Annotated in this window: 21 protein-coding genes and 1 riboswitch; of the genes, 8 read left to right on the forward strand and 13 right to left on the reverse strand. The window is 65.1% G+C overall.

Annotated elements, in window-relative coordinates:
• Positions 1-56: 56 nt before the first annotated feature.
• Both AB5Y94_RS07270 and AB5Y94_RS07275 read right to left on the reverse strand, forming a co-directional pair.
• Positions 57-1400 (reverse strand): zinc-dependent metalloprotease, encoded by a 1344-nt coding sequence (locus tag AB5Y94_RS07270; RefSeq protein WP_017765261.1) that lies wholly within the window; start codon positions 1398-1400, stop codon positions 57-59.
• A gap of 20 nt (positions 1401-1420) precedes the next feature.
• Positions 1421-2083, reverse strand: a complete 663-nt coding sequence (locus tag AB5Y94_RS07275) for a hypothetical protein (protein ID WP_242761340.1) — start codon at positions 2081-2083, stop codon at positions 1421-1423.
• A 332-nt stretch (positions 2084-2415) separates the two neighbouring features.
• Between AB5Y94_RS07275 and AB5Y94_RS07280 the strand changes: the two genes are divergently transcribed.
• Positions 2416-4611: a glycoside hydrolase gene (locus tag AB5Y94_RS07280; protein WP_368205274.1), complete on the forward strand. Its 2196-nt coding sequence runs from the start codon at positions 2416-2418 to the stop codon at positions 4609-4611.
• Positions 4612-4632: 21 nt separating this feature from the next.
• Here AB5Y94_RS07280 and AB5Y94_RS07285 read toward each other — a convergent pair whose 3' ends face one another.
• Together AB5Y94_RS07285 and AB5Y94_RS07290 are read right to left on the reverse strand one after the other, a co-directional pair.
• Positions 4633-5424, reverse strand: a complete 792-nt coding sequence (locus AB5Y94_RS07285) for an ABC transporter substrate-binding protein (protein ID WP_054544036.1) — start codon at positions 5422-5424, stop codon at positions 4633-4635.
• 77 nt (positions 5425-5501) lie between these two features.
• Positions 5502-7349, reverse strand: a complete 1848-nt coding sequence (locus AB5Y94_RS07290) for a M3 family metallopeptidase (RefSeq protein WP_099360140.1) — start codon at positions 7347-7349, stop codon at positions 5502-5504.
• 292 nt (positions 7350-7641) lie between these two features.
• Between AB5Y94_RS07290 and AB5Y94_RS07295 the strand changes: the two genes are divergently transcribed.
• Together AB5Y94_RS07295 and gbpA are read left to right on the forward strand one after the other, a co-directional pair.
• Complete coding sequence (locus AB5Y94_RS07295; RefSeq protein ID WP_279484901.1) at positions 7642-9333, forward strand: methyl-accepting chemotaxis protein; 1692 nt, start codon at positions 7642-7644, stop codon at positions 9331-9333.
• 265 nt (positions 9334-9598) lie between these two features.
• Positions 9599-9684: riboswitch (cyclic di-GMP riboswitch) on the forward strand.
• A 61-nt stretch (positions 9685-9745) separates the two neighbouring features.
• Positions 9746-11170: an N-acetylglucosamine-binding protein GbpA gene (gbpA, locus tag AB5Y94_RS07300; RefSeq protein ID WP_026140984.1), complete on the forward strand. Its 1425-nt coding sequence runs from the start codon at positions 9746-9748 to the stop codon at positions 11168-11170.
• A gap of 72 nt (positions 11171-11242) precedes the next feature.
• Here gbpA and cbl read toward each other — a convergent pair whose 3' ends face one another.
• The 6 genes from cbl to AB5Y94_RS07330 all read right to left on the reverse strand — a co-directional run bounded on the left by cbl (position 11243) and on the right by AB5Y94_RS07330 (position 17102).
• Positions 11243-12190 (reverse strand): HTH-type transcriptional regulator Cbl, encoded by a 948-nt coding sequence (gene cbl, locus AB5Y94_RS07305; RefSeq protein WP_005308577.1) that lies wholly within the window; start codon positions 12188-12190, stop codon positions 11243-11245.
• 176 nt (positions 12191-12366) lie between these two features.
• The gene (locus AB5Y94_RS07310) at positions 12367-13434 is read right to left on the reverse strand and encodes a sulfate/molybdate ABC transporter ATP-binding protein (RefSeq protein ID WP_258118946.1); all 1068 of its coding nucleotides are present in this window, start codon (positions 13432-13434) and stop codon (positions 12367-12369) included.
• 22 nt (positions 13435-13456) lie between these two features.
• On the reverse strand, positions 13457-14353 hold the full coding sequence (gene cysW / locus AB5Y94_RS07315) for a sulfate ABC transporter permease subunit CysW (RefSeq protein ID WP_368205275.1): 897 nt from the start codon (positions 14351-14353) through the stop codon (positions 13457-13459).
• The gene (cysT, locus tag AB5Y94_RS07320) at positions 14350-15189 is read right to left on the reverse strand and encodes a sulfate ABC transporter permease subunit CysT (RefSeq protein WP_005308571.1); all 840 of its coding nucleotides are present in this window, start codon (positions 15187-15189) and stop codon (positions 14350-14352) included. Before cysT ends, cysW begins: the two co-directional genes overlap by 4 nt.
• A gap of 279 nt (positions 15190-15468) precedes the next feature.
• Positions 15469-16044, reverse strand: a complete 576-nt coding sequence (locus AB5Y94_RS07325; protein WP_010635195.1) for an alpha/beta hydrolase — start codon at positions 16042-16044, stop codon at positions 15469-15471.
• A gap of 56 nt (positions 16045-16100) precedes the next feature.
• Positions 16101-17102, reverse strand: coding sequence for a sulfate ABC transporter substrate-binding protein (locus AB5Y94_RS07330; protein ID WP_368205276.1), 1002 nt, complete (start codon positions 17100-17102; stop codon positions 16101-16103).
• 209 nt (positions 17103-17311) lie between these two features.
• Between AB5Y94_RS07330 and AB5Y94_RS07335 the strand changes: the two genes are divergently transcribed.
• The 5 genes from AB5Y94_RS07335 (at position 17312) to AB5Y94_RS07355 (ending at position 20585) form a co-directional block, all read left to right on the forward strand.
• Positions 17312-18574: an MgtC/SapB family protein gene (locus tag AB5Y94_RS07335; RefSeq protein ID WP_362816987.1), complete on the forward strand. Its 1263-nt coding sequence runs from the start codon at positions 17312-17314 to the stop codon at positions 18572-18574.
• Positions 18575-18654: 80 nt separating this feature from the next.
• On the forward strand, positions 18655-19245 hold the full coding sequence (locus tag AB5Y94_RS07340; protein WP_010635198.1) for a sugar O-acetyltransferase: 591 nt from the start codon (positions 18655-18657) through the stop codon (positions 19243-19245).
• On the forward strand, positions 19242-19583 hold the full coding sequence (locus AB5Y94_RS07345; protein ID WP_005308559.1) for a DUF1294 domain-containing protein: 342 nt from the start codon (positions 19242-19244) through the stop codon (positions 19581-19583). The genes AB5Y94_RS07340 and AB5Y94_RS07345 overlap by 4 nt, the downstream gene beginning before the upstream one ends.
• A 128-nt stretch (positions 19584-19711) precedes the next feature.
• Positions 19712-19924 carry a hypothetical protein gene (locus AB5Y94_RS07350; protein WP_005308557.1) on the forward strand — a complete coding sequence of 71 codons (213 nt, stop codon included), beginning with the start codon at positions 19712-19714 and terminating at the stop codon, positions 19922-19924.
• 199 nt (positions 19925-20123) lie between these two features.
• Positions 20124-20585 carry a hypothetical protein gene (locus AB5Y94_RS07355; RefSeq protein WP_043169350.1) on the forward strand — a complete coding sequence of 154 codons (462 nt, stop codon included), beginning with the start codon at positions 20124-20126 and terminating at the stop codon, positions 20583-20585.
• A gap of 65 nt (positions 20586-20650) precedes the next feature.
• On the opposite strand, the gene AB5Y94_RS07360 is transcribed toward AB5Y94_RS07355, so the two are convergent.
• The 3 genes from AB5Y94_RS07360 to AB5Y94_RS07370 form a co-directional block, all read right to left on the reverse strand.
• The gene (locus AB5Y94_RS07360; protein WP_368205277.1) at positions 20651-21295 is read right to left on the reverse strand and encodes an FMN-binding negative transcriptional regulator; all 645 of its coding nucleotides are present in this window, start codon (positions 21293-21295) and stop codon (positions 20651-20653) included.
• 144 nt (positions 21296-21439) lie between these two features.
• Positions 21440-22822, reverse strand: coding sequence for an argininosuccinate lyase (gene argH / locus AB5Y94_RS07365; RefSeq protein WP_368205278.1), 1383 nt, complete (start codon positions 22820-22822; stop codon positions 21440-21442).
• Between the two features lie 453 nt (positions 22823-23275).
• Entirely contained in the window at positions 23276-24511 is a 1236-nt protein-coding gene (locus AB5Y94_RS07370; protein ID WP_010635203.1) for an argininosuccinate synthase, read from the reverse strand.
• Between the last annotated feature and the right edge of the window lie 35 nt (positions 24512-24546).

Genomic DNA, 24546 nt, shown 5'->3' on the forward strand with positions numbered 1-24546 from the left:
GACTCCTATGACAGACATCAAGGGCGCCCCGCCTGTTGCGGGGCGCCCTTGTTGCATCAGGCCGGCTGCGTCTCGGCCGGCTGGCGGGCCAGCGCCAGCTGATACCTGTGCTCGGCCAGCTCCAGCTCACGGCGCGCCTCGTCCACCTTGCCGTCGGCACTCTTCACCGCTGCCACCAGCTGGTTATAGCGATCCCAGCTGCCGTTGTACTCCTTCACCTCGGCCTGGTAACGCTGGCTGATCTCGTTGGACTGGCGAATGATGGCGTTGTTCTCATCGTGCAACTGATCGATGCGGGTGCTCAGGCCCGCCTGGATGGCGCGGATCCGGCGATACTCTTCCGGGCCGTAGCTGCCGCTGTAGCTGTTGTACTCGCGCACCAGCCGGTTGATCTCCTGCACCGTCTGGCGGTTGCGCTGGTTCAGCTGGTTCAGCTCACGCTGGTAGCGATCAAAGTTGCCCTTGAGTGTCTGCTGGCGATCCTGCAGGGCAGTTCTGGCCGCCACCTGCTGGCTGTAGTGCTCCTGAGCCGCCGCCAGGTCCTGGCGCCGGGTTTCGAGGGAGCGTTCCAGCTCGCCCAGATCCGGCAGCGCTTCCGTCACCATGGTGGGGTAGAAGGCGGCGATCTGCGGCGTGGTCACCTTCAGCGCCCGCACCGCATCGGCCCCGTTGGCCTGATCCCGGTAATCCACGCCGCACGGCTGCCCCTTGCAGACCAGGTCCGGGCTGGAGAACTTGTACTCGTGGCTGTAGACCCCGAAGCTGGAGGGATAGGCCATCACGGTGGCGAAGGAACCCCGCACCCCGTGCCCCAGCGCATAGTGGTAAGTGCCCCCTGTGCCATCTTGCAGGCGGGAGTGGTTGAGCCCCATGTTGTGACCCAGCTCGTGCGCCAGCACCACGTCGCCACAGCCGGTGGCTGTGACATGACTGAACATGCTGCCAGCATCCTGGGAGACATCCCCGTCGGCATACGCCTTGCGGCCATCGCTATAGGTCGCGGAACCACCAACCCAGGCCAGCCCGCAGCTGCCGTGATCACCTGTCTGGGGGCGCATCAGCACCACCATGTCGGCGCCATAACGGGTGCGCAGGGTCGGTACCTGCTTGAAAGCCGGATCCTGCTGGTAGGTCACCGCGTTGAGCGCGGATTCGTCGGTGCCGCCATCCGGGTAATTGACCTGCTGGTCGTGCACGCTCCGCACCGTCAGATCCAGGCCGCTGGCGGCATAGATCTGGTTGGTGACGTTGATCATGTGCTGGATCCGGGTCTGCGCATCCCCCTGATAGCGGGCCGCCAGCCCCGGGCTGTGCAGCACCATCAGGTCGATGGTTTCCGCCAGCACGGGGGTCGCCCCGAGCAATCCCGCAATCATGATCCCCAAGGTAGTTTTCTGCATGTGATCTTCCTTTTCTGTTGTTATTGGTGAGTCGGGATCAGGGCGTCATCGCCGCCATGACCCAGATCCAGCGGCGGGTTCTTGTAAACCCAGCCCTTGCCTCCCAGGGTCTCGACGGAGTAACTGCCTTGCGGCGTGCCGATGAACCCGAAAGTCGCTTGCTTGCCGACGGTGAAATTGACCGGATAGCTGTCACCGTCGACCCGAATCTCCCCTTGCCAGTTGCGCTCCCCGCCCCGCTGCAGCTCGACCTTGGTCACCCTGGCCTGCAGGGTACTGCCATCCGGCAGCGGCAGGGCTACGCTGTCACCCACCTGGGCCCGCTCCAGATCGCTGCCCTGCAGGGCGATCGGCTGGGGTTGCTCGACCGCATCGCCGGGCTCCGCCAGCGGAAAGTCCGCATCCACCTCGGCCGCCTGCCAGGGGATCTCCAGCTGCTGGCTGCCATCTTCCCGCAGCCGATCCGGCTTGGCGGGGGGCGTGACCGGCGCCGGCTTGAGCGCGGGTGCCGGCATGGCGGCGAGTGGCGTCAGCTCCACCAGCGGGGCCGACTCTGCCGCACGCGCCTCATCCCCTGCCATCATTGCGCCGGGCGCCACCGGCTGCGGCCACAGCCACCAGCCGATCACCCCGGCCAAGAGGGCGCACAATGCCAGCCCAAGCCCCCATTTCGCTCTCTTCATACTGATACTCCAGTCAAAAACAATCCTTATAAAACAATGAATTGCATTCAAAGTGAGGGGGCATGCTAGAAACTGGCGACAAGGCTGGCACCCCCCTATATGGGGCGTCTGAAAAATCGACGGTGGTGTTTGCGCACATCCATTTGAGTCGACAAAGCCAGCGCTGGCGGGGGCTGAGGAAGGGTTCGAATGATGCTTTTTTGCTGCAATAAAACGTCCGTGAAAGCGACCGGCATGACTCCCTTCACCCCATATGGGTTAAGCAAATTTGGCTGTACCGGGAGGCGGGCGGCGGCGTACCCTGATGGCATTGATCAGGTCAAGGATGTTGCATGAACGGTTTGCGGATAACGGCGCCAGCACTGGGCTGGCTGGCAATTTCATGGCTGGCGGCGCCGCTCGCCGCCGCCCCCCTGACCCTGCAGGGCGGGACTCAAAGTTACAGCATCGATCCCGATACCCTGGCCATTGCGGTGAACCGGATCCCGGTCAGCGCGGGCCAACCCGCCCGCCAGGTCGATCAGCTGCAGCAGGATGACCAGCAGGCCAGCTGGCGCTGGCCCGCCCAGGAGGCCAGGGTGGAGGTCAGACTGGATGGCGACGACCTGCTGCTGACGCTTGCCAGCGACAGTCCCCGTCAGCTGACCTGGTACAGCCTGCCGAGAAACCAGACCCACCTCTCCCTCGCCATCGGCGAGGGCAGCCGCTTCTCGGTGCGCGACAGCGACTGGCTCGGCTATGTCGGCGACGAGCTGGCCGAGCTCAACACCCACTACGACCTCAAGCTGCCGCTCTGGAGCCAGGATGCAGGCAAGCAGACCTACAGCTGGATCCTGCAGAGCCCCTACGACAACCGGCTCAAGTTCAGCCGCCAGGGGGGCCGGCTGCAGCTGAGCGCCAGCCACGAGTTCAGCAGCTTCAACGCTCAGGCGCCCATGGTGGTGCGGCTGAGCGTGGGGGATGACTGGCTGGCAGGGGCGCGCCGCTACCGGGCATGGTTGCAGAGCGAGGGGGCCTGGCAATCCCTGGCCGACAAGATTGCCCGCGTCCCGGCCGGCCGGCGACTGATCGGCGCCAGCCATGTCTACCTGTGGGGGGATGCCCTGCTCGATCGGCAGGACGTGAAGGCATGGCCCGCTCTACAGGCCAGATTGCAGCAAAAGCCGGAGTGGCTGCAGACCTTCAACGCCGAGGAGCGGGAGGCGCTGGCCGCCGCCCATCCCGAGATCTGGCAGCAGAGCCTGATCATGGCCGGCCTCAACCGGCTGATTGCCAGCCAGCTGCCGCTGCCTGCCCAGCAGGGCCCGCAGGCCCAGAGCAAGGTGCTGGCCCTGCGCCAGCAGTGGGTCAAGGGTCAGCTGGGGGATCTGCTGGTGCCTCAGGAGCGCTGGGGCCAGGGGCTGTCGCTGCCGGTGATCGAGGCACTGCAGCAGGCGGGACTGCGCAAGCTGTGGCTCGGCACCCCGCAGTGGACGGCGGCCCTGCAGCAGGGCTATGCCCTCACCGCCGCCCAGCGCCAGGGCTATCTGGTGGGCAGCTATGACTCCTACGACACCGCCATCGCGCCCGGCACCAACGACAGCTGGCTCACCGCCCAGCTGCCGCCGGAGATCGGCAAGCGCTGCGCCATCGTCGAGGCCAACGGCAAGCCCAAGCCGGGCTTTGGCGGCGAGGGGGTCTATCTCAACCCCGGCTGCACCCTGCCCTTTGCCAAGGGGCGCATGAGCGAGCTGGCCAAGGCCAGCGGCATCAACAGCCTGTTCCTCGACGTGGATGGCACCGCCATGGCCTCCAACGACTACAACCCGGCCCACCAGCAGGGCAGTCAGGCCATGGTCGCCGACCGCAACGCCCGCATGAGCTGGGTGGGGGATCACCTCGGCCTGGTGCTGGGCTCGGAGGATGGCAACGCCCTCACCAGCAAGCCGCTGCTGTTTGCCCACGGCATCCAGAGCTGGGGCTTTGGCTGGGAGGATGCCGCCATGCGCAAGCAGGCCAAGTCCCCCTACTACCTCGGCAAGTGGTGGCCGGACGAGGCGCCGCAAGTCTTCTTCCAGCCCGCCCGGCTCAAGCCGCGCTACCTGAAGACGGTGTTCAATCCGGCGGATCGGCTGCCCCTCTATCAGGCGGTATTCCACGACTCCGTGCTCAACAGCCACCACTGGCTGCTGGACAACCTGAAATTCCCCGGCATCAAGGAGGAGCGCGCCCTGCTCGGCCTGCTCTACAACACCCCGCCGCTGGTCAACCTGAGCCGCAGCACGCTGGCCAGTCGCCTGCCGGAGCTGACCCGGCTGAGCGAGCAGTTCGCCCCGCTGCACGAGGCGCTGTGGGACAAGGCGCTGGTGGGCTTTCGCTGGCGTGACGGGGTGGGCCGGGTGCAGGAGACCCGCTTCTCCGACGGCAGCCGGCTGGTGGCCAACTTCAGCCACAACTCCATCATGATCGACGGCCACAAGCTGGCGGGCCGGCAGCTGCTGGTGGCGCTCAAGGGCAAACCGGTCAGCGTGCTGAAGATCCAGGGCTAGGCCCGGCGGGGTGACGGGGGATCAGAAGGGAGCAGCCCCGCCGAGCGAGACGGTGGGCTGCGAATGGAGGTTGAGCCAGCGCCGGCGCAGGGTCTCCAGCGAGCCATCCTGGCGCATCTGGTCGAGGGCCTGCTGCAGGGCCTGCACCTTGGCCGGCTCCGTCGCCAGGTTGAGGGCAAAGTAGTACTGCTCGCTGTCGTCATAGACGAACAGCGGGGTGAGCGCCTCGAAGCCGTGCCCCAGCTGGTGCATGTGGAAGGCCGCCCCCAGATCCAGCGCCGTCACCAGCTCCACCCGACCGCGCAGCAGCATGCGAAACTTGTCCTCCTCACTGTTGACGCTGACCGGCGCCAGCCCCTGGTGGATCAGCTGCTGGGCCGAGGCCGAGTTGCGTACCACGGCGATCCTGTAGTCGCTCGCCTCCTGCAGGCTGCGGGGCTGGATATCGGTGCGCGAGCTCAGCCGCCACACCCTTATGGTGCGCGGCCCGACCGGCCCCACCCACTGGAACTGGTGCTCCCGCTCCGGGGTGCGCGCCACCGAGAAGAGGATGCTACCCGCCCGATAGCGGGCATTCTGATAGGCCCGCGCCCAGGGCAGCAGCTGGATGTCGCCGCGCAGCGCCAGGCCGCTGCGCGCCAGCAGGGCGTGCAGCAGATCCACCGAAAAACCGCTCACCGGCTGGCCGGCCAGCTGGTAGTTGTAAGGGGGCATCTGCTCGGTCAGCGCCTGCAGTGCCCGGGCCGGCTGCGCCAGCGACCCCGTCAGCAGCAACGTGGCCAGCAGCCACCTCCACCGCGCTCTTGTTCCCACCCTCGACTCCTTCCCATGAAAAACAGACCCCTGCCGTGGCAGGGGTCTGACATAACGCATGTTCACCGGCTTGCGCCTCAGTGACTGGTGGCCGCCTCCTGATAGTGGTGGCGGATCCAGCGTTCGAAGCCGGCCAGCATGGCTTCCTCTGAGTCGCTATTGTCGGCGATAAGCTGGTCGCCGTGAACTACCCGAATGCGGGCATCGAGCGGTGCCCCCTCGCCAGCCGGCGGACGCTGACGGGCCGCCGCCATGCAAGCCTCGGCCTGCTGCCACGCCTCGGCCACGCTCTGGTTGCACACCGCGGCCAGCGGGCCGGCGCTGAAGCCCTTGCCGGTGAGGCTGCGCAGGGTCTCGTCATGGGTCATGCCGTTGCCCGGCCCCCAGTAGTGGGCGGCCAGATCCGGCCCGATGCGCGGGTTGTCGGTGAGATAGCCGTCGCGCTTCAGGAAATAGGCGCGGGTCTGCTCCACCGCCATCAGGGCCAGCAGGTAGCCGTGATAGGCACAGGCCGACTCCTGGTTGAGCAGGTGCGGGATGGCCAGCAGCGGACGCGGGCTCTCCACCCCCAGGATCTGGCGCTCCCAGCGGCGGGCCAGCGCCAGCACGGCGGCCGGGGTGCGCTCGGCCTCGTCCATGGCGTAGAGATCCCGCTCGAAGTAGGCCACCAGCGCGATCTGGCGCTCGTTGAAGGCGCGAAACGGCTGACGTGCCTCGATCATCGCCTGGATCAGCGCATCCGGGATCGGCTCCCCCGCCGCATTTCTGGCATAGCGCTTGAGCCAGTCCGCGTCATCCAGCAGGCTGTCGCAGAACATGGACTGGGTCTCGGCGTAGGCCATGGAGGTGGGCGGGAACTCCTGGGAGAAGCAGGGGGCGTTGCCGGTGACGTTGGCAAAGTGCGCCGCATGGCCCCCCTCGTGGAACAGGGTGTTGAGCCCGCTCCAGCCGCTGCCCACTTGGGCCGGGTCGGCCAGGCTGGTGAAGTTGACCACCGCCGGCACCCACTCCCCCTCCTGCCAGAAGCTCGGCACCGGGCCGTGGCAGAAGCCGTTCTCGTATTTCCCCTCCCGGGTCAGCAGATCCAGAGTGAGGCTGGCGCCGCGGTACTGGATGCCGAGGCGGCGGAAGCTCTCGACCCAATCCTGCAAGGCGCGGGAGAAGGGTACGTAAGGGTCGAGCTGGCGGGTCACGTCGCCGCTCACGCTGTAGCGCAGGTTGTGGGGCAGCAGAGCCGCCTCCCCCTTGGCCGCTTTCAGCTCGGCCAGGCTCTGGTGCAGCCGCTGCTCGGTGCCGGCGATGAAGTCGTCGAGGATGGCGAACAGCTGCGCCGGGCTCATCTGCTCGTTCTTGTGCACCTTGTAGTCGAAGTAGTCGCGATAACCCATGGCCCGGGCGAAGCGGTTGCGCAGCGCGACTATGGCCAGATAGCCGTTGTCGACCACCCAGTTTTCCAGGGTGTGGAACATGGCGAGCGCGCTCTGGCGCACCGCCTCGTTGCTACTGGCAGCCAATGCCGTGCTGGCGGCGGGCAGACTGCCTGCCACCTCGCGGCCCTGCTCGTCCAGCAAGGTCAGCTTCAGCTCCCGACGGCGGGCAAACAGCGCCGCCTCGGCGGCCACCAGCTCGTCCATCAGGGCGGCGGCGGCCGGCGCCTCGATGACGTTGCATTCGAAGAAGGCGATCCAGCCTGCCAGACCGCGCTTGAGCTCGGTCTCCTCGGCCATGGCATGCATCTCCCGCAGCACCGGCAGGCGCGCCGGGTCGGCGCAGAAGGCCTTGTAAGCCTGCTCGGCGGCGGTGAAACCGGCCTGATCGTCGCTGGTGCCCATGTAGGTGGACCAGAACAGATCCTCCTTGCGCCTGTGCACCTGCAGGTAGTCGGCGTTGAGCTGGTTGAGATAATTCCTGGCAATGGAACTCATAAATTCCCTCTTGTTATGGGGCAGCACGGGGTGCCCACTCCTTTATTGGTGAAATGCCGACTCATTCACATTTTCTGCAAATAATCCGGCAAATGGTGCGCCGGGATGCGCGCGAACACGCTACCAAAAGCGAGGGTTTCTGTCTGCTGGCTATACTGGTGTCAAACTTCTCAATTGGCGTGCTGTCGCGCCAAGCCTTTGAAAGTTAATTAAATGTTAAATGAAAAATAATCAGGGCCAGCCGACAGACTGGTCACCACCAGACCCGCATGGGAAAGTTAAGGAAGAGACTATGTTCAAGCTCGGTGATATTGCCGTGAGCCGCAAATTGATGCTGTTGCTCTCACTGGCGCTGGTCGGCTTCATCGCACTGCTGCTCATCTCCGCCAGTGCCCTGCAGCGCAATCTGATGAGTGAACGGGAAGCCAGGCTGCAGGCTGTGCTGGATCTGGCCATGAGCCGGATCCAGGCGCTGGCAGCCACCCTGCCCGCACCGCAGGCGCAGGCCGAGGCCAGGGCCATGCTCAACAGCATGCGCTTTGACGGTGACAACTACCTGTTCGTGCTGGACGAGAACCGCCGGATGCTGGTGCACCCCGTCCGGCCCGAGCTGGTCGGCCAGCAGATGGGCGAGAGCGGATCCGCCACCGCCGGCGCGCACTGGCAGCGGATGGTGGATCTCGGCAGAGGGGGTCAGCAGGGTCGGCTGGAGTACCAGTGGGTCTCCCCCTCCGGCGAATCGGCCCAGAAACTGTCGCTGGTGGCCGGCTATCAGCCCTGGGGCTGGATCCTCGGCTCCGGCGTGCTGCTGCAGGACATCCAGGCCACCATCTGGTCCCAGTATCAGCTGATGGGGGGTGCCACCCTGCTGGTGACCCTGCTGATGGGGCTGCTGGGCTTTGCCATCAGCCGCTCCATCGTCAACCCGCTGGCCGAGATCAACCGGGCCATGCAGCAGGTGGCCGCCGGCGATCTGGTGGTGAGCATCCCGGTGCACGGCAAGGACGAGCTGGGGGCCGTCGCCAGCTGCACCAACCAGGGGCTCAGCGCCATCCGGCACGCCCTGCTGGAGGCAAGCCAGGGGGCCGGCAACGTGGCGGATGCCGCCCTGCGCATCGCCGCCTCCGCCGAGCAGACCAACCAGGCGGTCAACAGCCAGCGGGATCAGCTGGCCCAGCTCGCCACCGCCATGAACGAGATGAGCGCCACCATCGCCGACGTGGCCGGCCACGCCGAGAACACCGCCCGCGACACCCAGGATGCCACCAGCGAGGCCGGCCTCGGCAACCGGGACGTGCACGCCAGCGTGCACGGCATCCAGGCGCTGGCCAGCGAGGTGGAGCAGGCCACCCTGCAGGTCAACCAGCTCAAGGAGGGGGTGATGCAGATAAGCGAGGTGACGGCGGTCATCAGCGCCATCTCGGAGCAGACCAACCTGCTGGCCCTCAACGCCGCCATCGAGGCGGCCCGGGCCGGCGAGCAGGGCCGCGGCTTTGCCGTGGTGGCCGACGAGGTTCGCCAGCTGGCAAGCCGCACCCGCCAGTCCACCGAGGAGATCCAGAGCACCATAGCCCAGCTGCAGCAGCGGGCGGTGAGTGCGGCCGACGCCATGGACGCCAGCCGCAAGCTGGCGGAGAGCAGCGTCGGCCAGTCAGAGAAGGCGGGCCAGGATCTCTCCCTCATCGTCAACCACATCCAGCACGTCAGCGACATGGCGACCCAGATCGCCACCGCGGCGGAGCAGCAGAGCATGGTGGCGGAGGACATGAACCGCAACGTCAGCGGCATCAACGACTCGGCGCTGGAGATGTCCCAGTCAGCCTCCCAGCTGGCTCAGGAGAGCGAGCTGCTGGCCGGACTCTCCCGCAGCCTGGACGAGCGGCTGGCCCTGTTCAAACTGGGCTCGGCCAGCCACCAGCCGGCAACCCAGCCACGGATGCCGCAACCGCCGCGGCAGGAGGATCACCCGCGCATCCGCCACTGATCCGTCCTGGCTTGTCGCAGCGCACGCCCCCGCCAGATCGGCTGGCGGGGGCGTTTTTCATTGCGAAAAAATGCCAAATATTTGCATCTTGTCGACCTGTTCGACGAACTTGATGCCGTGGCGCCGAGTTAATAGCCATTTAAAAACAGAAAGTTAAGTGTTTGCTCTACTCCGATGAGGTCAAGCTGTAAAGATTTACACTTAATTATTTAATCAAAAATAGTCATGATGAGTTGTCGCCAAACGCGACACCATGACCCTTTATGTAGTCATTTGGCAAACTGGTTGAAAGGCCAGGACGCAAAGCCTCCGGTCTAAAGACATGTCGTCCAGGATAGCGGGGTTGCCACACAGTGTTTCGGGGAACGCCCCTGCCAACTTGACTGCCCACATCTGTCGAACAGAGGAATGTATGGCAGCAAAAATCCAACTCAATCACGTCGCTGCGACGCTGGCCCTGCTGGTCAGTGGCAGCGTGCTCGCCCACGGCTACATCAGCCAGCCGGAATCGCGCAACTACCTGTGCAAGACCGGCGGCAACAGCCAGTGCGGCGCGGTGCAATGGGAACCCCAGAGCGTGGAAGGCCCCTCCGGCTTCCCGAATGGCGGCCCTGCCGACGGCCAGATCGCCTCGGCCGGCAGCGCCAGCTGGGGCGAGCTGAACGCCCAGACCAGCGACCGCTGGACCCGCCGCGAGGTACAAGCCGGCCCCTTCGCCATCAGCTGGACCTTCACCGCCAACCACGTCACCCGCAACTGGCGCTACTACCTCACCAAGCAGGACTGGAACCCGAACCAGCCGCTGACTCGCGCCTCCTTCGAGCTCACCCCCTTCTGCGTGGTGGACGGCAACATGACCCAGCCGCCCAAGCAGGTCACCCACCAGTGCAACCTGCCCGAGCGCACCGGCTATCAGGTGATCCTGGGGGTGTGGGAAGTGGGGGACACCAGCAACAGCTTCTATAACGTGATCGATGCCAACTTCAAGGGTGGCACCCAGCCACCGCTGGAATGGAGCCAGGGCGGCACCATCTACCCCTCCACCGAGCTGGCGGTCGGCGACAAGGCCAGAACTCTGGTGTTCGACGCCAACGGCGTGCGCCCCGATCTGCAGACCGAGCTGACCATCGCCAGCCCGGAGCAGGGCCAGAAGAACAACTGGACCCACGCCCTGGCGAGCAAGATCAATGCAGAGCAGAGCCAGATCCGCGCCGGCCAGCAGAGCGGTGAAGGCCAGTTCAACCCCGTCTATGGCCAGAACCCGGTCTACTTCAAGGCCGGCAGCGCGCTGGAGCGGGTCGAGATCCAGCTTGAGCAACAGCAGCCGCCAGTGAGCAACGGCGTCAGCGTGAGCGGCCTGGAGAGCGACTACCTGCTCGACGAGGGCAAACTCACCCTCAACTTTACCGTGGCCGCCGAGGGTGATCTGACCGTCACCAACACTCTGTATGATCACGGGGGGGCCGCCAAGGGACAGACCAGCGCCGACATCAAGGACAGCAGCCACAGCTTCACCATGCCGCTCACCGGGCTCAGCGCCGGTCACCACCAGCTGGTGATCGAAGGCAAACCCAAGGCCGGTGGCGATGCGGTGCAGCAGACCCTGGACCTGATGCTCAAGGATCCGGCCGCCGGCGGTGACTACCAGTTCACCTTCCCGGAGGGGCTCAAGTCCTACACCGACGGCACCAGGGTGCTGCAGCCCAAGAACGGCAAGATCTACCAGTGCAAGCCCTTCCCCTATCGCGGCTGGTGCAGCCAGTGGTCGGCCAGCGCCACCCAGTATGAACCCGGGGTCGGTAGCAATTGGCAGGATGCCTGGATCCTGGTCAACTGACCCGCAGGCGCAGCATGATGCCATCAACAAAACGGGGAGCCACTGGCTCCCCGTTTTCTCTGCTGTGACAGCTCAGATCTGGAAGTCGATGGCGGGCTCGCCACCCATGGCGCGGGCCTGAATGTCCGCCAGCGCCAGCTCAGGGTTGCAGAGCTGGATGAACTGCCAGGCGAAGTTGTGCTGGAACTGCCCCTGCTTAAGGCCGATCCAGGCGGTGTGGGGCGCAAACAGCCGGCTGCCGTCCAGCTGCACCAGTCCCTTGTCGCGCTGGGTGTCGAACGCCATGTCCGCCAGTATGCCCACCCCCATCTCCAGCTCGACATAGGTCTTGATAACGTCGGAGTCCTGCGCGGTCAGCAGGATCTGCGGGGCGATACCGGCCTCGGCAAACGCCTCGTCCACCCGCGCCCGCCCGGTCAGCCCGGCCTGATAGGTGATGATGGGCCACTGGGCCAGCGCCGCCAGGGTCAGCTCCTGCTCGGCACTGAGCGGATGCTGCTCCGGCACCACTATGTTGTGGTGCCAGCGGTAGTAGGGAAACGCCACCACCCCTTCGCTTTTGTCGAGCTGCTCGCTGCTAATGCCGATGTCCACCTCGCCGGTCTGCACCAGCCGCACTATCTCCTCCGGACCGCCCTGGCGCAGCTCCAGCTGCACCAGCGGGAACTGCTCGCGAAACGCCTTCACCACCCGCGGCAGGGCGTAGCGGGCCTGGGTGTGGGTGGTCGCCACCAGCAGCCGGCCCGAGTCGCGGTTGGCAAAGGTGCTGGCCAGCTTGCGGATGTTCTCGGCATCCCCGAGGATGCGCTCTGCGATCACCAGCAGCTCCTTGCCCGGCTCTGTCATGCCGAGCAGCCGCTTGCCGTAGCGGATGAACAACTCGATCCCCAGCTCCTCTTCCAGCTCGCGGATATGGCGGCTGACCCCGGACTGGGAGGTAAACAGGGCATTGGCCACCTCGGTCAGGTTGTAATCCCGCCGTGCCGCCTCCCGAATGATTCGCAACTGCTGAAAATTCACGTCATCGCCTCCTGCGCTGACCGGCCGGTCGGGACCCTCCCCGCCGACTTGTTGTTATCTTGTCTGGCTGCCCGAGCCTGAACTCTGGCCGCCATACTGACCCTGTTGCATCCCAGGTGGGCAGACCCCGCCCTGGTCACGCTACTTGCCTGCGCGGCCCTCCAGGGGCCTGCCACTTAAATCTGGTAATCCGGGTAGAGCTGGGCCTGTCTGGCCACCAGCCGCACCCCCTGGCCCGGGCTGAAGGCGCGGGCCGCCTCCTTGCTCAGCTCGGCCTCGAAGTGTGCACCGTTTGTATCCCCATTGCCACGCAGTTCCACCCGGATGCGTGGCCCCATGGGCAGCAGTCGGGTGATGGTGGCGCTGATGCCACCCGGCGCATCCGCCGGCACTATCTCCAGCTCGTGGGGACGCACATAGGCGACGGCCGCGCTGCCCTCCGCCAGCTGGGAGCTGATGGGCCCGCCCAGCAGTTGCTCACCGATGCCGAGCCCCTGCCCGGCCACCCGGCCGCGAAACAGGTTCACGCTGCCGAGGAAGCTGTGCACGAAGGAGCTGGCGGGCTGGTCGTAGACCTCGGCCGGGGTGCCGATCTGCTCGACCCTGCCGGCGTTCATCAACACCACCCGATCCGCCACCTCCAGCGCCTCCTCCTGATCGTGGGTGACGAACAGGCTGGTGACGTGCAGCTCGTCGTGCAGCTCGCGCAGCCAGCGGCGCAGCTCCTTGCGCACCTGGGCGTCGAGGGCGCCGAAGGGCTCGTCCAGCAGCAGCACCTTGGGCTGCACCGCCAGCGCGCGGGCCAGCGCGACCCGCTGACGCTGGCCGCCGGAGAGCTGGGTCGGGTAGCGCGCGGCCACATGGCTGAGCTGCACCAGATCCAGCAGCTCCTTGACCCGGGCGCGGATCGCCGCCTCGGCCGGTCGCTCGCGGCGCGGCTTGACCCGCAGGCCAAACGCCACGTTCTCGAACACCGTCATGTGGCGAAACAGGGCGTAGTGCTGGAACACGAAGCCGACGTTGCGCTCGCGCACGTGCAGATCCGAGGCATCCTCGCCGCGGATGATGACGTGGCCGCTGTCGGCCTGCTCCAGCCCGGCGATGATCCGCAGCAGAGTGGTCTTGCCGCAGCCGGAGGGGCCGAGCAGCGCCACCAGCTCACCGTCGTGAAAGTCGAGGTTGATGTCGGCCAACGCCGCGTACTGGTTGAAATGCTTGTTGAGTCCTTGTACCTGAATGCTCATGGCAGCCTCTTGAATTCGGTGATCAGTGAGAGTGAACGGGCTGGGCACGCAGCCGGGCCAGCAGGGTTTCCCCCAGCAGGGTGAAGATCCCGAACAGGGCCAACAGGCTGGCTACCGCGAAGGCCGCGCCGGTCTGGTACTCGTTGTAGAGGATCTCGATGTGCAGCGGCAGGGTGTTGGTCTGGCCGCGAATGTGGCCGGAGACCACAGACACGGCGCCGAACTCCCCCACCGCCCGGGCGGTACAGAGCAGCAGGCCGTACATCAGGCTCCAGCGGATGCCGGGTAGAGTGACCCGCCAGAACATCTGCAGGCCGCTCGCCCCCAGCATGATGGCCGCCTCCTCCTCTTCTGGGCCGCGCGTCTCCATCTGGGGCAGCAGCTCGCGCACCACGAAGGGCACGGTGATGAAAGTGGTGGCCAGGATGATGCCGGGAGTGGCGAAGATCACCTTGATGTCGTGCTCGCTCAGCCATTCGCCAAACCAGCCGCGGCTGCCGAACATCAGCACGAACATCAGGCCCGCGATCACCGGCGACACGGAGAACGGCAGATCGATGAGGGTGATGAGCAGTTGCCGGCCCGGGAAGCGGAAGCGGGCAATGGCCCAGGCGGCGGCGATCCCGAACAGCAGGTTGAGGGGCACCGAGCAGAGGGTCACCAGGGCGGTGAGGCCGAGGGCACTGAGGGCGTCCGGCTCGCTGATGGCGTGCCAGAAGAAGTTCAATCCGGGGGACAAGGCCTGGATAAAGACGGTGGCCAGCGGCAGCAGCAACAGGGCGGCAAACCAGCCGAGGCCGACCGTGATCAGCAACCACTTGACCCAAACCGGCTCGCGGATGACGGGGGGCTGGCGCACCGAGGTGGTCGGCGCCACCTCACCCGTGGCCAGCGCCAGGCTTGCGTTGGATGCGTTCATATCCGGCTCCCCCCGATACGGGCCCAGCTCCAGGCCTGCAACTTGTTGATAAGCAGTAACAAAATGAAAGAGATCAGCAGCATGACCACGGCGATGGCGGAGGCGCCGGCGTAGTCGTACTCCTCCAGGTGGCTCATGATCATCAGCGGCGCGATCTCCGACACCATCGGCAGGTTGCCAGCGATGAAGATGACGGAGCCGTACTCCCCCACCGCCCGTGCGAAAGCCAGGGCAAAGCCGGTGAGCAGAGCCGGCACCAGGGTCGGCCACAGCACCCGGATGAAGGTCTGCCAGCGATCGGCCCCTAGGCTGGCGGCGGCCTCCTCCTGCTCGGTTTCGGCTTCCCGCAGCACCGGCTGCAGGGTGCGCACCACGAACGGCAACCCGATGAAGGTGAGCGCGATCACCACGCCGATGGGGTTGTAGGCGAGCTCGATGCCAAACGGGGCGACCCACTGCCCGATCCAGCCGTTGGGGGCAAAGATGGCGCACAGGGCGATGCCGGAGACGGCGGTGGGCATGGCGAACGGCAGATCGATCAGGGCATCCACCAGTCGGCGGCCGGGGAAGGTATAACGCACCAGCACCCAGGCCAGGATCAGGCCGAACAGGGCGTTGAGCAGCGCCGCCACCAGGGCGGCCCCGAAGCTCAGACGAAAGGAGGCGAGCACCCGCGGCGAACCTATCACCTGCCAGAACTCGGCCAGGGTCAGATTGTTCACCGCGAACAGCACCAGCGCCGAGAGCGGCAGCAGCACCAGCACGCCCAGATAGAGCAGGCTGAAGCCGAGGGTCGGGCCAAAGCCCGGCAGCACGGAGTAAGAACCAAATCGCATAACGCATCCGTTTGTTATGAAAAACATTAGATACAGCGATTCTGCGCACTCCTGTCAGAGGCAACAAACACCAATAACGCCTTTGCTAAGCACTTTTTTATCTAACAACGACATACAAGGCTTTTAGAGCCATAAAATGAAAAAAAGGTCTTTTATATAAATAAAAGACCTAAAAATGGAGCGTCGTGCAATGTACCAAGCTATCCAAATCAGACTGTGGTGGTGTCGAGTGCCTGCCCTCCTTCTCTATTCCAAATCAGTGTGTTCAACGCTCGCCGCTCAGCGAAAACTCAAGGCCGCCCGCCGCTCCCACACCGCCGGCGTCGGCGCCACCACCATCTCGGCCCGCCGATAGAGGGTGCCGAGCAGGTTGAGCCCCTGGTGCCACTCACCGTGGCCGGACTGGGCATTGAGGTGGCCCACCTCGCCGGCATCGAACAGCGGCACCTGCCATTGCCGGCTCCAGTACTCGGCCCGCTCGAAGCTCATCCAGGGATCGTTGCGGCTGGCCACCAGCTGGGCCGACACCTTGAGCGAGCCTGCCAGCAGCTCGTCTGGCAAGCCGAAGCGGGCCGGATCCGCCGGCGCCACGATAAACAGCGAGGCCACCTTGTCGGGCTGCCGGCGCGCCGCCGTGATGGCTGCCAGCGCGCCGAAGGAGTGGGCCACCAGGTGAGCCCGCCCGCGCCGGCTTTTGAGCTTGCTCGCCAGCTTGGCGCTCCAGACCGTGAGGTCGGGCCGATCCCACGGCAGCCCCACCATCCGCTGCCAGTGGGGGAACTGTTGGTGCCAGCGGCTCTGCCAGTGATCCGGCCCGCTGTTGTGCAGACCGGGAACCAGGAGGATCTTGTTCATCTTGGTGCTCCTATCAGCTGGCACAGGGGCCAGTTCAGTTGACGATGGCCGGCCGCTCAGCGACCCGGCTGGTAGATCTGGTCAAACAGGGCGCCCTGGGCGAAGTGCTTCTTCTGCGCCTTGTCCCAGTCCCCTTCCAGATCCTTGACGGTGAACAGGGTCAGCTGCGGGAACTGGGCCGCGGTCTCCTTCAGGATCGCCGGGTTGCTGGGGCGATAGTGATATTTGGCGACGATGCGCTGCCCCTCGTCGGAGTAGAAGTAGTCGAGGTAAGCCTTGGCGACCGCCTCGGTGCCGTGCTTCCTGGCCACCTTGTCCACCACCGCCACCGGCGGTTCGGCCAGGATGGAGACCGACGGCACCACCAGCTCGAACTTGTCGCGATTGCCGGGCTGACCGAGCACCAGCAGGGCTTCGTTTTCCCAGGCCAGCAGCACATCGCCGAGGCCGCGCTCGATGAAGCTGGTGGTGGCACCGCGGGCGCCGGAGTCCAGCACCCTCACGTTCTTGTAGAGATCGCCGACGAACTGCTTGGCCCCCTCCTCGCTGCCGCTCTTCTTCAGGGCGTAGCCCCAGGCAGCCAGGTAGTTCCAGCGCGCCCCGCCGGAGGTCTTGGGGTTGGGGGTGACGATGGCCACGTCCTTGCGCACCAGATCATCCCAGTCCTTGATCTGCTTGGGATTGTCCTTGCGCACCAGGAAGACGATGGTGGAGGTGTAGGGCGCCGCATTGTTGGCCAGCCGGCTCTGCCAGTCGGCGTCAATCAGCCCCTGCCTGGCCACGGCATTGACGTCGTAGGCCAGCGCCAGCGACACCACGTCCGCCTCCAGCCCGTCCACCACGGCGCGCGCCTGCTTGCCGGAGCCACCATGGGACTGGCTGACCACCACATCGTCGCCGGTCTTCGCCTTCCACTCCCTGGCGAAGGCGCCGTTGTACTCCTGGAACAGTTCGCGGGTCGGATCGTAGGAGACGTTGAGCAGGCGGATCTCGGCGGCATTGGCCTGACCGAGGGCCAGCAGGGAGAGCAGGGTCAGGGCGGTCGTTCGCAGTTTCATGGGGATACTCCATATCTCGTTGGGTTGAGTTCAGCATGCCGCGGGCTTGTTATGCCGAGAACCAAGAAATAACGCTTTGCTTATCTCATTTGCTCATATCAGGAGGCCGTAGGCGCCATTCGCGCACTCTGTGAGCCAGGCCGCGCTGGCCCGATGCCGGCTGTGCCATCATGGAAACAAGGCAGGCTGATGACGAACAGGAAGTCGTTATGTGGATCAACGCAGAACCCGTCAATGGTGCCCTGGTGTCGCTGGCCATCGGCCTCATCATAGGGCTGGAGCGGGGCTGGCAGGTACGCCAGCTGGGGGACAACCAACGCATCGCCGGGATGCGGACCTACGGCCTCATCGGCCTGCTCGGCGGGGTCTGCGCCCTGCTGCTGCCCACCCTGGGCCCCTGGCTGCCGCTGCTCGGCCTGCTGGCGGTGGTGATTGGCTGCGGCCTCTCGGTCTGGCTGGCCCAGCGCTGGCAGGGGGAGTTCGGCCTCACCAGCTCGGTGGCCATGCTGCTCACCTATCTGCTGGGGTTGATGTCGGTGCTGCTGAGCCCGAGCGAGGCGGTGGCCTGCGCCGTGCTGGCGGCCCTGCTGATGGGGCTCAAGGGCAAGATCCAGCAGGGGATGCTGTTTCTGAGCGAGACCGAGTTTCACGCCACTCTGCGCTTTTTGCTCATCTCGCTGGTGCTGCTGCCGGTGCTGCCCAACGAGGAGATGGGCCCGCTCGATGCCTTCAACCCCTTCAAGATCTGGCTGATGGTGGTGGTGATCGCCGGCATCTCGTTCTGCGGTCACTTCGCGGTGCGCCTGCTCGGCACCCGCGCCGGGCTGGTGCTCACCAGCATGCTGGCCGGGCTTGCCTCCTCCACCGCCCTCACCCTGCAGTTTGCCCGCCTCAACAAGGAGCAGGGGGGGCTGGAGCGGCTGCTGGCCACCGGCATCCTGCTGGCGGGAGCCACCATGTGGCTGCGACTGCTGGTGCTGGTGCTGCTCATCCACAACGAGCTGGCGATGCGCCTGGCGGCGCCCCTGCTGCTGCTGGCGGCCACCGTCTACGGCTTCGCCTTCTGGTTCTGGCGCCAGCGCGAGGAGCTGACCGACGGCCCGGTGCAGCCCCAGACCAGCAACCCGCTCGATCTCGCCACCGCCATCAAGTTCGGCCTGCTGCTGGCGCTGATCGGCTTCATGGCCACCCTGTTGCAGAACAAGGTGGGCAACTCTGGGGTCTATCTGCTGTCGCTGGTCTCCGGCATCACCGACGTGGACGCCATCACCTTGTCGCTCTCCCAACTCTCCCACAAGGAGCTGGCGCTGGAGGTAGCGGCCCGCGGCATCCTGTTGGCCGGGCTGGTCAACTCGCTGGTGAAGGGGCTGCTGGCCCTGGGGATCGGCGGCCGCCGGCTGGGGCTGCGGGTGCTGCTGCCCTACTTCGTCTCGGCCCTGCTGCTCCTGCCGCTGATCTGGCCGGGCGCCTGAGGTTGCAGCAAGTGACAGCCTGACGCCGCCAAAGTGCTCGCGTATACTGGCTCCTCTTGGCACATGAGAGGAGCGGTAGCATGGCAAGCGATTGGGACAAGGTTCTGGCGGGCGGCGCCCTGGACAGCCAGAGCGAGGAGATAGCGAACGACCGGATCCGCGGTCAGGCGCTGCTGGCACAACTCAACGCCTCCCCGGCCGGTGACCAAGCCCTGCGCCAGCGCCTGTGCGGTGAGCTGTTCGGCCACTGCCCCGACTCCTGCTGGATCAGCACTCCCTTCACCTGCGAATTCGGCCGCAACATCCACATCGGCGAGAAGACCTTCTTCAACTTCAACATCACCATTCTCGACGTGGGCGAGGTGCACATCGGCAGCCATGTGCTGCTGGCCCCCAACGTGCAGATCTACACCGCCACCCACACCATGGACTATCTGGAGCGACGCAACTGGACCGCCTACAACAAGCCGGTGCGGATCGGCGATGACTGCTGGATTGGCGGTGGCGCCATCATCTGCCCCGGCGTAACCATAGGACCCCGTTCCATCATAGGGGCCGGCGCCGTGGTCACCCGCGACATCCCGGCCGACTCGGTGGCGGTGGGCAACCCGGCGCGCGTGATCCGCAGCCTGAGCCCGGACGCCCCCCGCGGCTGGGAGCTGGCCCTGTGATCTGGCTCGCCCTGCTTCCCCTGCTGTGGACGGCCTGGCTCGGCCTGGCCGACGCCAACTGGTGGCCGCTCGCCATCGTCACTACCATGAGCCTGCTGACGATGCTGGCCTACGCCCACGACAAGCGCCAGGCGGTGCGCGGCGGCTGGCGCATCCCCGAGTCCCGGCTCCACCTGCTCGAGCTGTTCGGCGGCTGGCCCGGCGCCCTGCTGGCCCGCCACTGGCTGCGCCACAAGACCCAAAAGGGGAGTTATCGCAGGGTATTCTGGTTCATCGTGCTGCTGCACCTGACCCTGTGGGGGCTCTGGCTCGGCCGTCCGCTCTGGCAAACGGTCTGACGCGGGCAAAACGGCCCCTCGACATTCCCGTCCCCCCCCTTGCCGGCCATTGCAGCCGGCAATCGGGTATGAGACAACAGATGGCAACAAGGCTGTTTTCTCGTTTATTCATCGGCAAGGAGTCATTCATGACCATGTGGACCGGTATCGTGCTGATCGTCTTCATCAGCGCACTGTTCGGCTTTCTCAGCAAGCGGGCCCGCTACCAGTTGGGGGATGCCCGCATCACCGATCGTCTCGGCAAGCAGGACATGCTCATCAACGAGCTGCAGGAGCGCATCGCCAATCTGGAAGCCATCGTCATCGAGGAGGAGAAGCGCCGCCCGTTCAAGGAGCTCTGATCCGGCAAGCCGGGCGGCAACCCGCCAGCCCGCGGGCTGCAAGGGTTTGCCGCCGCCCTATCTCGCACTCGCCCGCCCTCTGCCTGGCAAAAACTAAATTCACCGCAGGATCAGTCCCCTGCCACTCTAAGACTAAATTTTCGCCAAACTGGCCCGTTCCCTGCTCCGTCATGACATCAGTAGTACGGAGAGTGACATCATGATCGCCATCGGCACCCTGCTTCCCCTCGCCTCCCTCGCCCTCAAGCTCGGCAGCAAGCTGCTTGGGGACAGCACGCCACCGGCCCAGACCGAGCCCCCCGTGCAGGAAGAGCGGCTCGCCCCCACGGTGCAGAGCCTGTTCCAGCGCCTCGGCGTCAAGGAGGCAAACAGCGAGCAGAACCGTCCCGCCATCAACCACTTCATGGGGGCGCTGATGCAGACCCTGGGGCAGGAGTACTCGGGCCAGTCCCTGCCCCAGGCCATCGACGCCGCTCGCACCCAGCTGGCAAACGGCACCCAGAGCACCCGCCTCGACGCCCTGCAGGGCGAGCTCGACACCCTCAAGGGCTCCCTTGGCAACAGCGACCTCAGCCTCGATCAGCTGCTCTTCGCCTTCAAGCAGACCCTGCCCAACGGCAAGGGGGAAGGCGTCGGCAAGCTGCTCAATGCCAGTGCGTGAACGGCGGTGAGCAATAAAAAAACGGCAACCTCCTGGTTGCCGTTTTTGCCGGGCCGGACCTCATGTTAGCCGCGCCAGGGTAGTGAGGAAGGTGGAGTCAGCATCGCCTCTGCCAGCGCGCTCTGCCCACGATCCTGCAAGGCATTGGCCGCCCCCAGGCGATCCGCCGCCTCCTTGTTCTGACCCAGCTTGAACTTTCCGACCAGCCCGGTTATCTCGATTTCAATGCCGACGACCGCCTGCACCATGGCCTCGAGATAGTCTCGCGGCGCGTCCGCCATCTTCCAGGGAGTTGGCTCTGCGGCTTCATGGGTGCGGGTCAGATTTGCCAGCAGCCGGCGCACGAAGCGGGCATCGTCACGGATCTGGATGCGACCGTGAGCATGCACCACGCTGTAGTTCCAGGTCGGCACCAGCTTGTGATGCTCCTGCTTGCCCGGATACCAGCTGGGAGAGATGTAGCCATCTGCAGCCTTGAAGATCACCAGCACCTCATCGCCGTCTTTCACCTCCTGCCAGAGCGGATTGTTGCGGGCAACATGGGCACGCAGGACGCCATGCACCCCTGCTCCAGCATCGAATTCGAACGGCAGGTGGTTGGCATCCAGCCCCCCTTCACCATGGGTGATCAGGGCCCCCAGCGGATATGCCCGGATCAGCTGGTGCAGAGTCTCGGAGTCGGTGACGGCAAAATGGGGTGGCAAGTACATGCAGGTTCCTTCTGGTTGGCGCTGAGTTCCATTCAGCCTGGTCAGGGATTTATGCCCGCTTTGCCACCCTCGGGGCAAGCGAAACAGGCTGATAAGCCGACATAAAAAAGAGGGCTGACGCCCTCTCTTGATGTTCCTGTGCACTTAGGCGCGTTTGGCCAGCCACTGTTCGGCGGTGGTGAGAGCCGATTCGATCTGCTCGCGGGCGACGCCGCCCTTGGCGACCCGCTTGGCCAGGGTCGCCTCCAGCTCCAGGTTCGGGTAGACATCCTCCCCCACCACGGGGCTGAAGCGCTGGAACTCAGGGATAGAGAGCTCTTCCAGCGGCTTCTTCATCTGGATCGCGTAGACCACGGTCTCGCCGACGATATGGTGCGCCTCACGGAACGGAATCCCCTTGGCCACCAGATAGTCTGCCAGCTCGGTGGCATTGGCGTAGCCGCCCTGGGCCGCCGCCTTGGTGCGCTCGCCATTGACCTTCAGATCGATCAGCACCAGCGCCGCCATGTCGAGGCAGTCGTGCCAGGTGTCGAGGGCATCGAACAGCCCCTCCTTGTCTTCCTGCATGTCCTTGTTGTAGGCCAGCGGCAGCGCCTTGAGGCTCATCAGCATGCCCAGCTGGGCGCCGACCACCCGGCCGGTCTTGCCACGAATAAGTTCCAGCGCATCCGGGTTCTTCTTCTGCGGCATCAACGACGAACCGGAAGTGACCGCATCGGAGAGCTCGACAAAGCCCGCCTCGCCGGTGTTGTAGAAGATAAGGTCTTCGGCAAAGCGCGACAGGTGGGTCATGGACAGCGACGCCACGTGCATCAGCTCCACCACGTGATCCCGATCGGAGACCGAATCCAGACTGTTGCGGGTGGCGCCGGCAAAACCCATGTCGAGCGCCAAGGCTTCTCGGTCGATGGCGTAGGCGGTGCCTGCCAGCGCGCCGCAGCCGAGCGGGCTGGTGTCGAGGCGCTTGAGGGCATCCTGCAGCCGGGAGTAATCCCGCTCCAGCATCTCCACATAGGCCAGCGCCCAGTGGGCGTAGGTGACCGGTTGGGCGCGCTGCAGGTGGGTGTAACCCGGCAGCACCGCGGCCTGATTGGCACGGGCAGAGGCGACCAGCCCCTGTTGCAGGGCGGTGATGGAACCGAGCAGCAGCTCGCCCTGGGCCTTGCACCAGAGTTTCAGGTCGGTGGCGACCTGATCGTTGCGCGAGCGGCCGGTGTGCAGCTTCTTGCCCAAATCGCCGACGGCGGCGATAAGCTGGCTCTCGACCCAGGAGTGGATATCTTCGGCATCCGAGCTCAGGATCTGCTGAGGATCCTGCTCCACCGAGGCGAGCAGCACTTCCATCGCCTGCTGCAACTTGCCCTGCTCATCGCCGGTCAACACGCCCACCTTGACCAGCGCTTTGGCCCAGGCCATGGAGCCTTGAATATCCTGCTCCGCCAGCCGGTAATCGAACCGCAGCGAATCGTTGAACTGCTTGAACCGGCTATCGGCTCCCTGACTGAAGCGTCCACCCCAAAGTGCCATACTGCTCTCCTTGAATGCGTTGTCGGTGGCGCCTTGCGCCTGCCGTACTCGCGCGGCCCCTTGGCCTGCGCGCAGAAATCTTGCCCTGTATTTTCCTGTATAACAGTGCGGTGGTGAGGAGTGCTGTTGCCGTTAAACACGTCACATCCAGCAACTACGAACCGATCCCCTCTCCCTCTGGGAGAGGGCTAGGGTGAGGGGAATGGCCAATGACCTCCCCTTCATCCCCAACCCTTCTCCCCCTGTTTTCCACGTAAGCGGGAGAAGGGGGCAAAGCACACCCCTCATTGAAAGCCGCCCCTGTTATCTCATAGACATGTCCCAGGCGCAGCCCCTCTTGTCACAGCTCATCGGTTATCCTTCCCCTGCTCACAGGCGAGGGAATCAGGTCGCCGCTTATGAGTGAGGGGGCCAAGCCCCCTCACCTGTTTCTGCGGCTTGGAACCTATAGGGTTAGCCGTGGGTGTGATCACCACCGATGGCCTGATGCTGCTCTTTCATGGCGCGGATCCGGCTCGCCAGGGTGTAGAGACGGATAAAGCCTTCGGCATGGCTCTGGTCGTACACCTCGTCGGCGCCGAAGGTGGCGAAGTCTTCGGAGTAGAGGCTGTTCGGCGACTTCTTCTGTACCGCGGTGACCTGACCCTTGTACATCTTCAGCACCACTTCACCGTCGAGATCTTCGGCGATGGCGTTGGCAGAAGCGACAATGGCCTTGCACAGCGGGGTGAACCAGCGACCGTCATAGACCAGGTGGGAGAACTCGGCACCCAGCTTCTCGCGCCAGGCGCGGGTCGGTCTGTCCAGCACCAGCTCTTCCACGGCGCGCAGTGCAGCGACCATGACGGTGCCACCCGGGGTCTCGTAGCAGCCACGAGACTTCATGCCCACCATCCGGTTTTCGGTGATGTCGATGCGGCCCACGCCGTGCTTGCCAGCACGCTCATTCAGGGTCATCAGGATCTGGTGCGGGCTGAGCGGCTGGTCGTCAACGGCCACCACTTCACCCTGGGCCACGGTCAGCTTGACGTACTCCGGCTGATCCGGTGCCTGTTCGGCGGAAACGGTCCACTGCCAGACCGCTTCGGACGGCTCGTTCCAGGTGCTCTCCAGCTCGCCACCCTCGGTGGAGATGTGCCAGGCGTTGGCATCGCGACTGTAGATCTTCTTCAGGGTCGCCTTGCAGGGGATCTGACGGGCTTCCAGGTAGGCCAGCAGATCTTCCCGGGAGCGCATGTCCCACAGACGCCAGGGGGCGATCACTTTCAGCTGGGGCGCCAGCGCGGCCACCGCACCTTCGAAACGCACCTGATCGTTGCCCTTGCCGGTGCAACCGTGGGAGATGGCGTCGGCCCCTTCCGCCAATGCGGCCTCGACCATCGCCTTGGCGATCACCGGACGGGCCATGGAGGTCCCCAGCAGGTAGGTGCCCTCATAGACGGCACCGGTCTTCAGGGTCGGGTAGACGTACTCTTTGACGAACTCTTCCCGCAGATCCTTGACGATGCACTTGGTGGCGCCGGAGGCGATGGCTTTTTGCTCGATCCCTTCCAGATCGTCACGCTCCTGACCGACGTCGGCGACGAAGGCGATGATCTCCGCGTCATAGTTTTCCTTCAGCCAGGGAATGATGGCCGAGGTATCCAGTCCGCCCGAGTAAGCCAGTACGATCTTGTTGATTCCGCTCATTTACTTCTCTCCATGATGATTCGATAAAAGGGTGT

It is taken from the genome of Aeromonas sp. s5, assembly GCF_040907865.1.
GTDB classification, from domain to species: Bacteria; Pseudomonadota; Gammaproteobacteria; order Enterobacterales; family Aeromonadaceae; genus Aeromonas; species Aeromonas dhakensis.

Coding starts and splice junctions, on each gene's coding strand:
- AB5Y94_RS07270 (WP_017765261.1), bottom strand. CDS start 1,400: ATGCAGAAAACTACCTTGGGGATCATGATTGCGGGATTGCTCGGGGCG.
- AB5Y94_RS07275 (WP_242761340.1), bottom strand. CDS start 2,083: ATGAAGAGAGCGAAATGGGGGCTTGGGCTGGCATTGTGCGCCCTCTTG.
- AB5Y94_RS07280 (WP_368205274.1), top strand. CDS start 2,416: ATGAACGGTTTGCGGATAACGGCGCCAGCACTGGGCTGGCTGGCAATT.
- AB5Y94_RS07290 (WP_099360140.1), bottom strand. CDS start 7,349: ATGAGTTCCATTGCCAGGAATTATCTCAACCAGCTCAACGCCGACTAC.
- AB5Y94_RS07295 (WP_279484901.1), top strand. CDS start 7,642: ATGTTCAAGCTCGGTGATATTGCCGTGAGCCGCAAATTGATGCTGTTG.
- gbpA (WP_026140984.1), top strand. CDS start 9,746: ATGGCAGCAAAAATCCAACTCAATCACGTCGCTGCGACGCTGGCCCTG.
- AB5Y94_RS07310 (WP_258118946.1), bottom strand. CDS start 13,434: ATGAGCATTCAGGTACAAGGACTCAACAAGCATTTCAACCAGTACGCG.
- cysW (WP_368205275.1), bottom strand. CDS start 14,353: ATGAACGCATCCAACGCAAGCCTGGCGCTGGCCACGGGTGAGGTGGCG.
- cysT (WP_005308571.1), bottom strand. CDS start 15,189: ATGCGATTTGGTTCTTACTCCGTGCTGCCGGGCTTTGGCCCGACCCTC.
- AB5Y94_RS07325 (WP_010635195.1), bottom strand. CDS start 16,044: ATGAACAAGATCCTCCTGGTTCCCGGTCTGCACAACAGCGGGCCGGAT.
- AB5Y94_RS07330 (WP_368205276.1), bottom strand. CDS start 17,102: ATGAAACTGCGAACGACCGCCCTGACCCTGCTCTCCCTGCTGGCCCTC.
- AB5Y94_RS07335 (WP_362816987.1), top strand. CDS start 17,312: ATGTGGATCAACGCAGAACCCGTCAATGGTGCCCTGGTGTCGCTGGCC.
- AB5Y94_RS07340 (WP_010635198.1), top strand. CDS start 18,655: ATGGCAAGCGATTGGGACAAGGTTCTGGCGGGCGGCGCCCTGGACAGC.
- AB5Y94_RS07350 (WP_005308557.1), top strand. CDS start 19,712: ATGACCATGTGGACCGGTATCGTGCTGATCGTCTTCATCAGCGCACTG.
- AB5Y94_RS07355 (WP_043169350.1), top strand. CDS start 20,124: ATGATCGCCATCGGCACCCTGCTTCCCCTCGCCTCCCTCGCCCTCAAG.
- AB5Y94_RS07360 (WP_368205277.1), bottom strand. CDS start 21,295: ATGTACTTGCCACCCCATTTTGCCGTCACCGACTCCGAGACTCTGCAC.
- argH (WP_368205278.1), bottom strand. CDS start 22,822: ATGGCACTTTGGGGTGGACGCTTCAGTCAGGGAGCCGATAGCCGGTTC.
- AB5Y94_RS07370 (WP_010635203.1), bottom strand. CDS start 24,511: ATGAGCGGAATCAACAAGATCGTACTGGCTTACTCGGGCGGACTGGAT.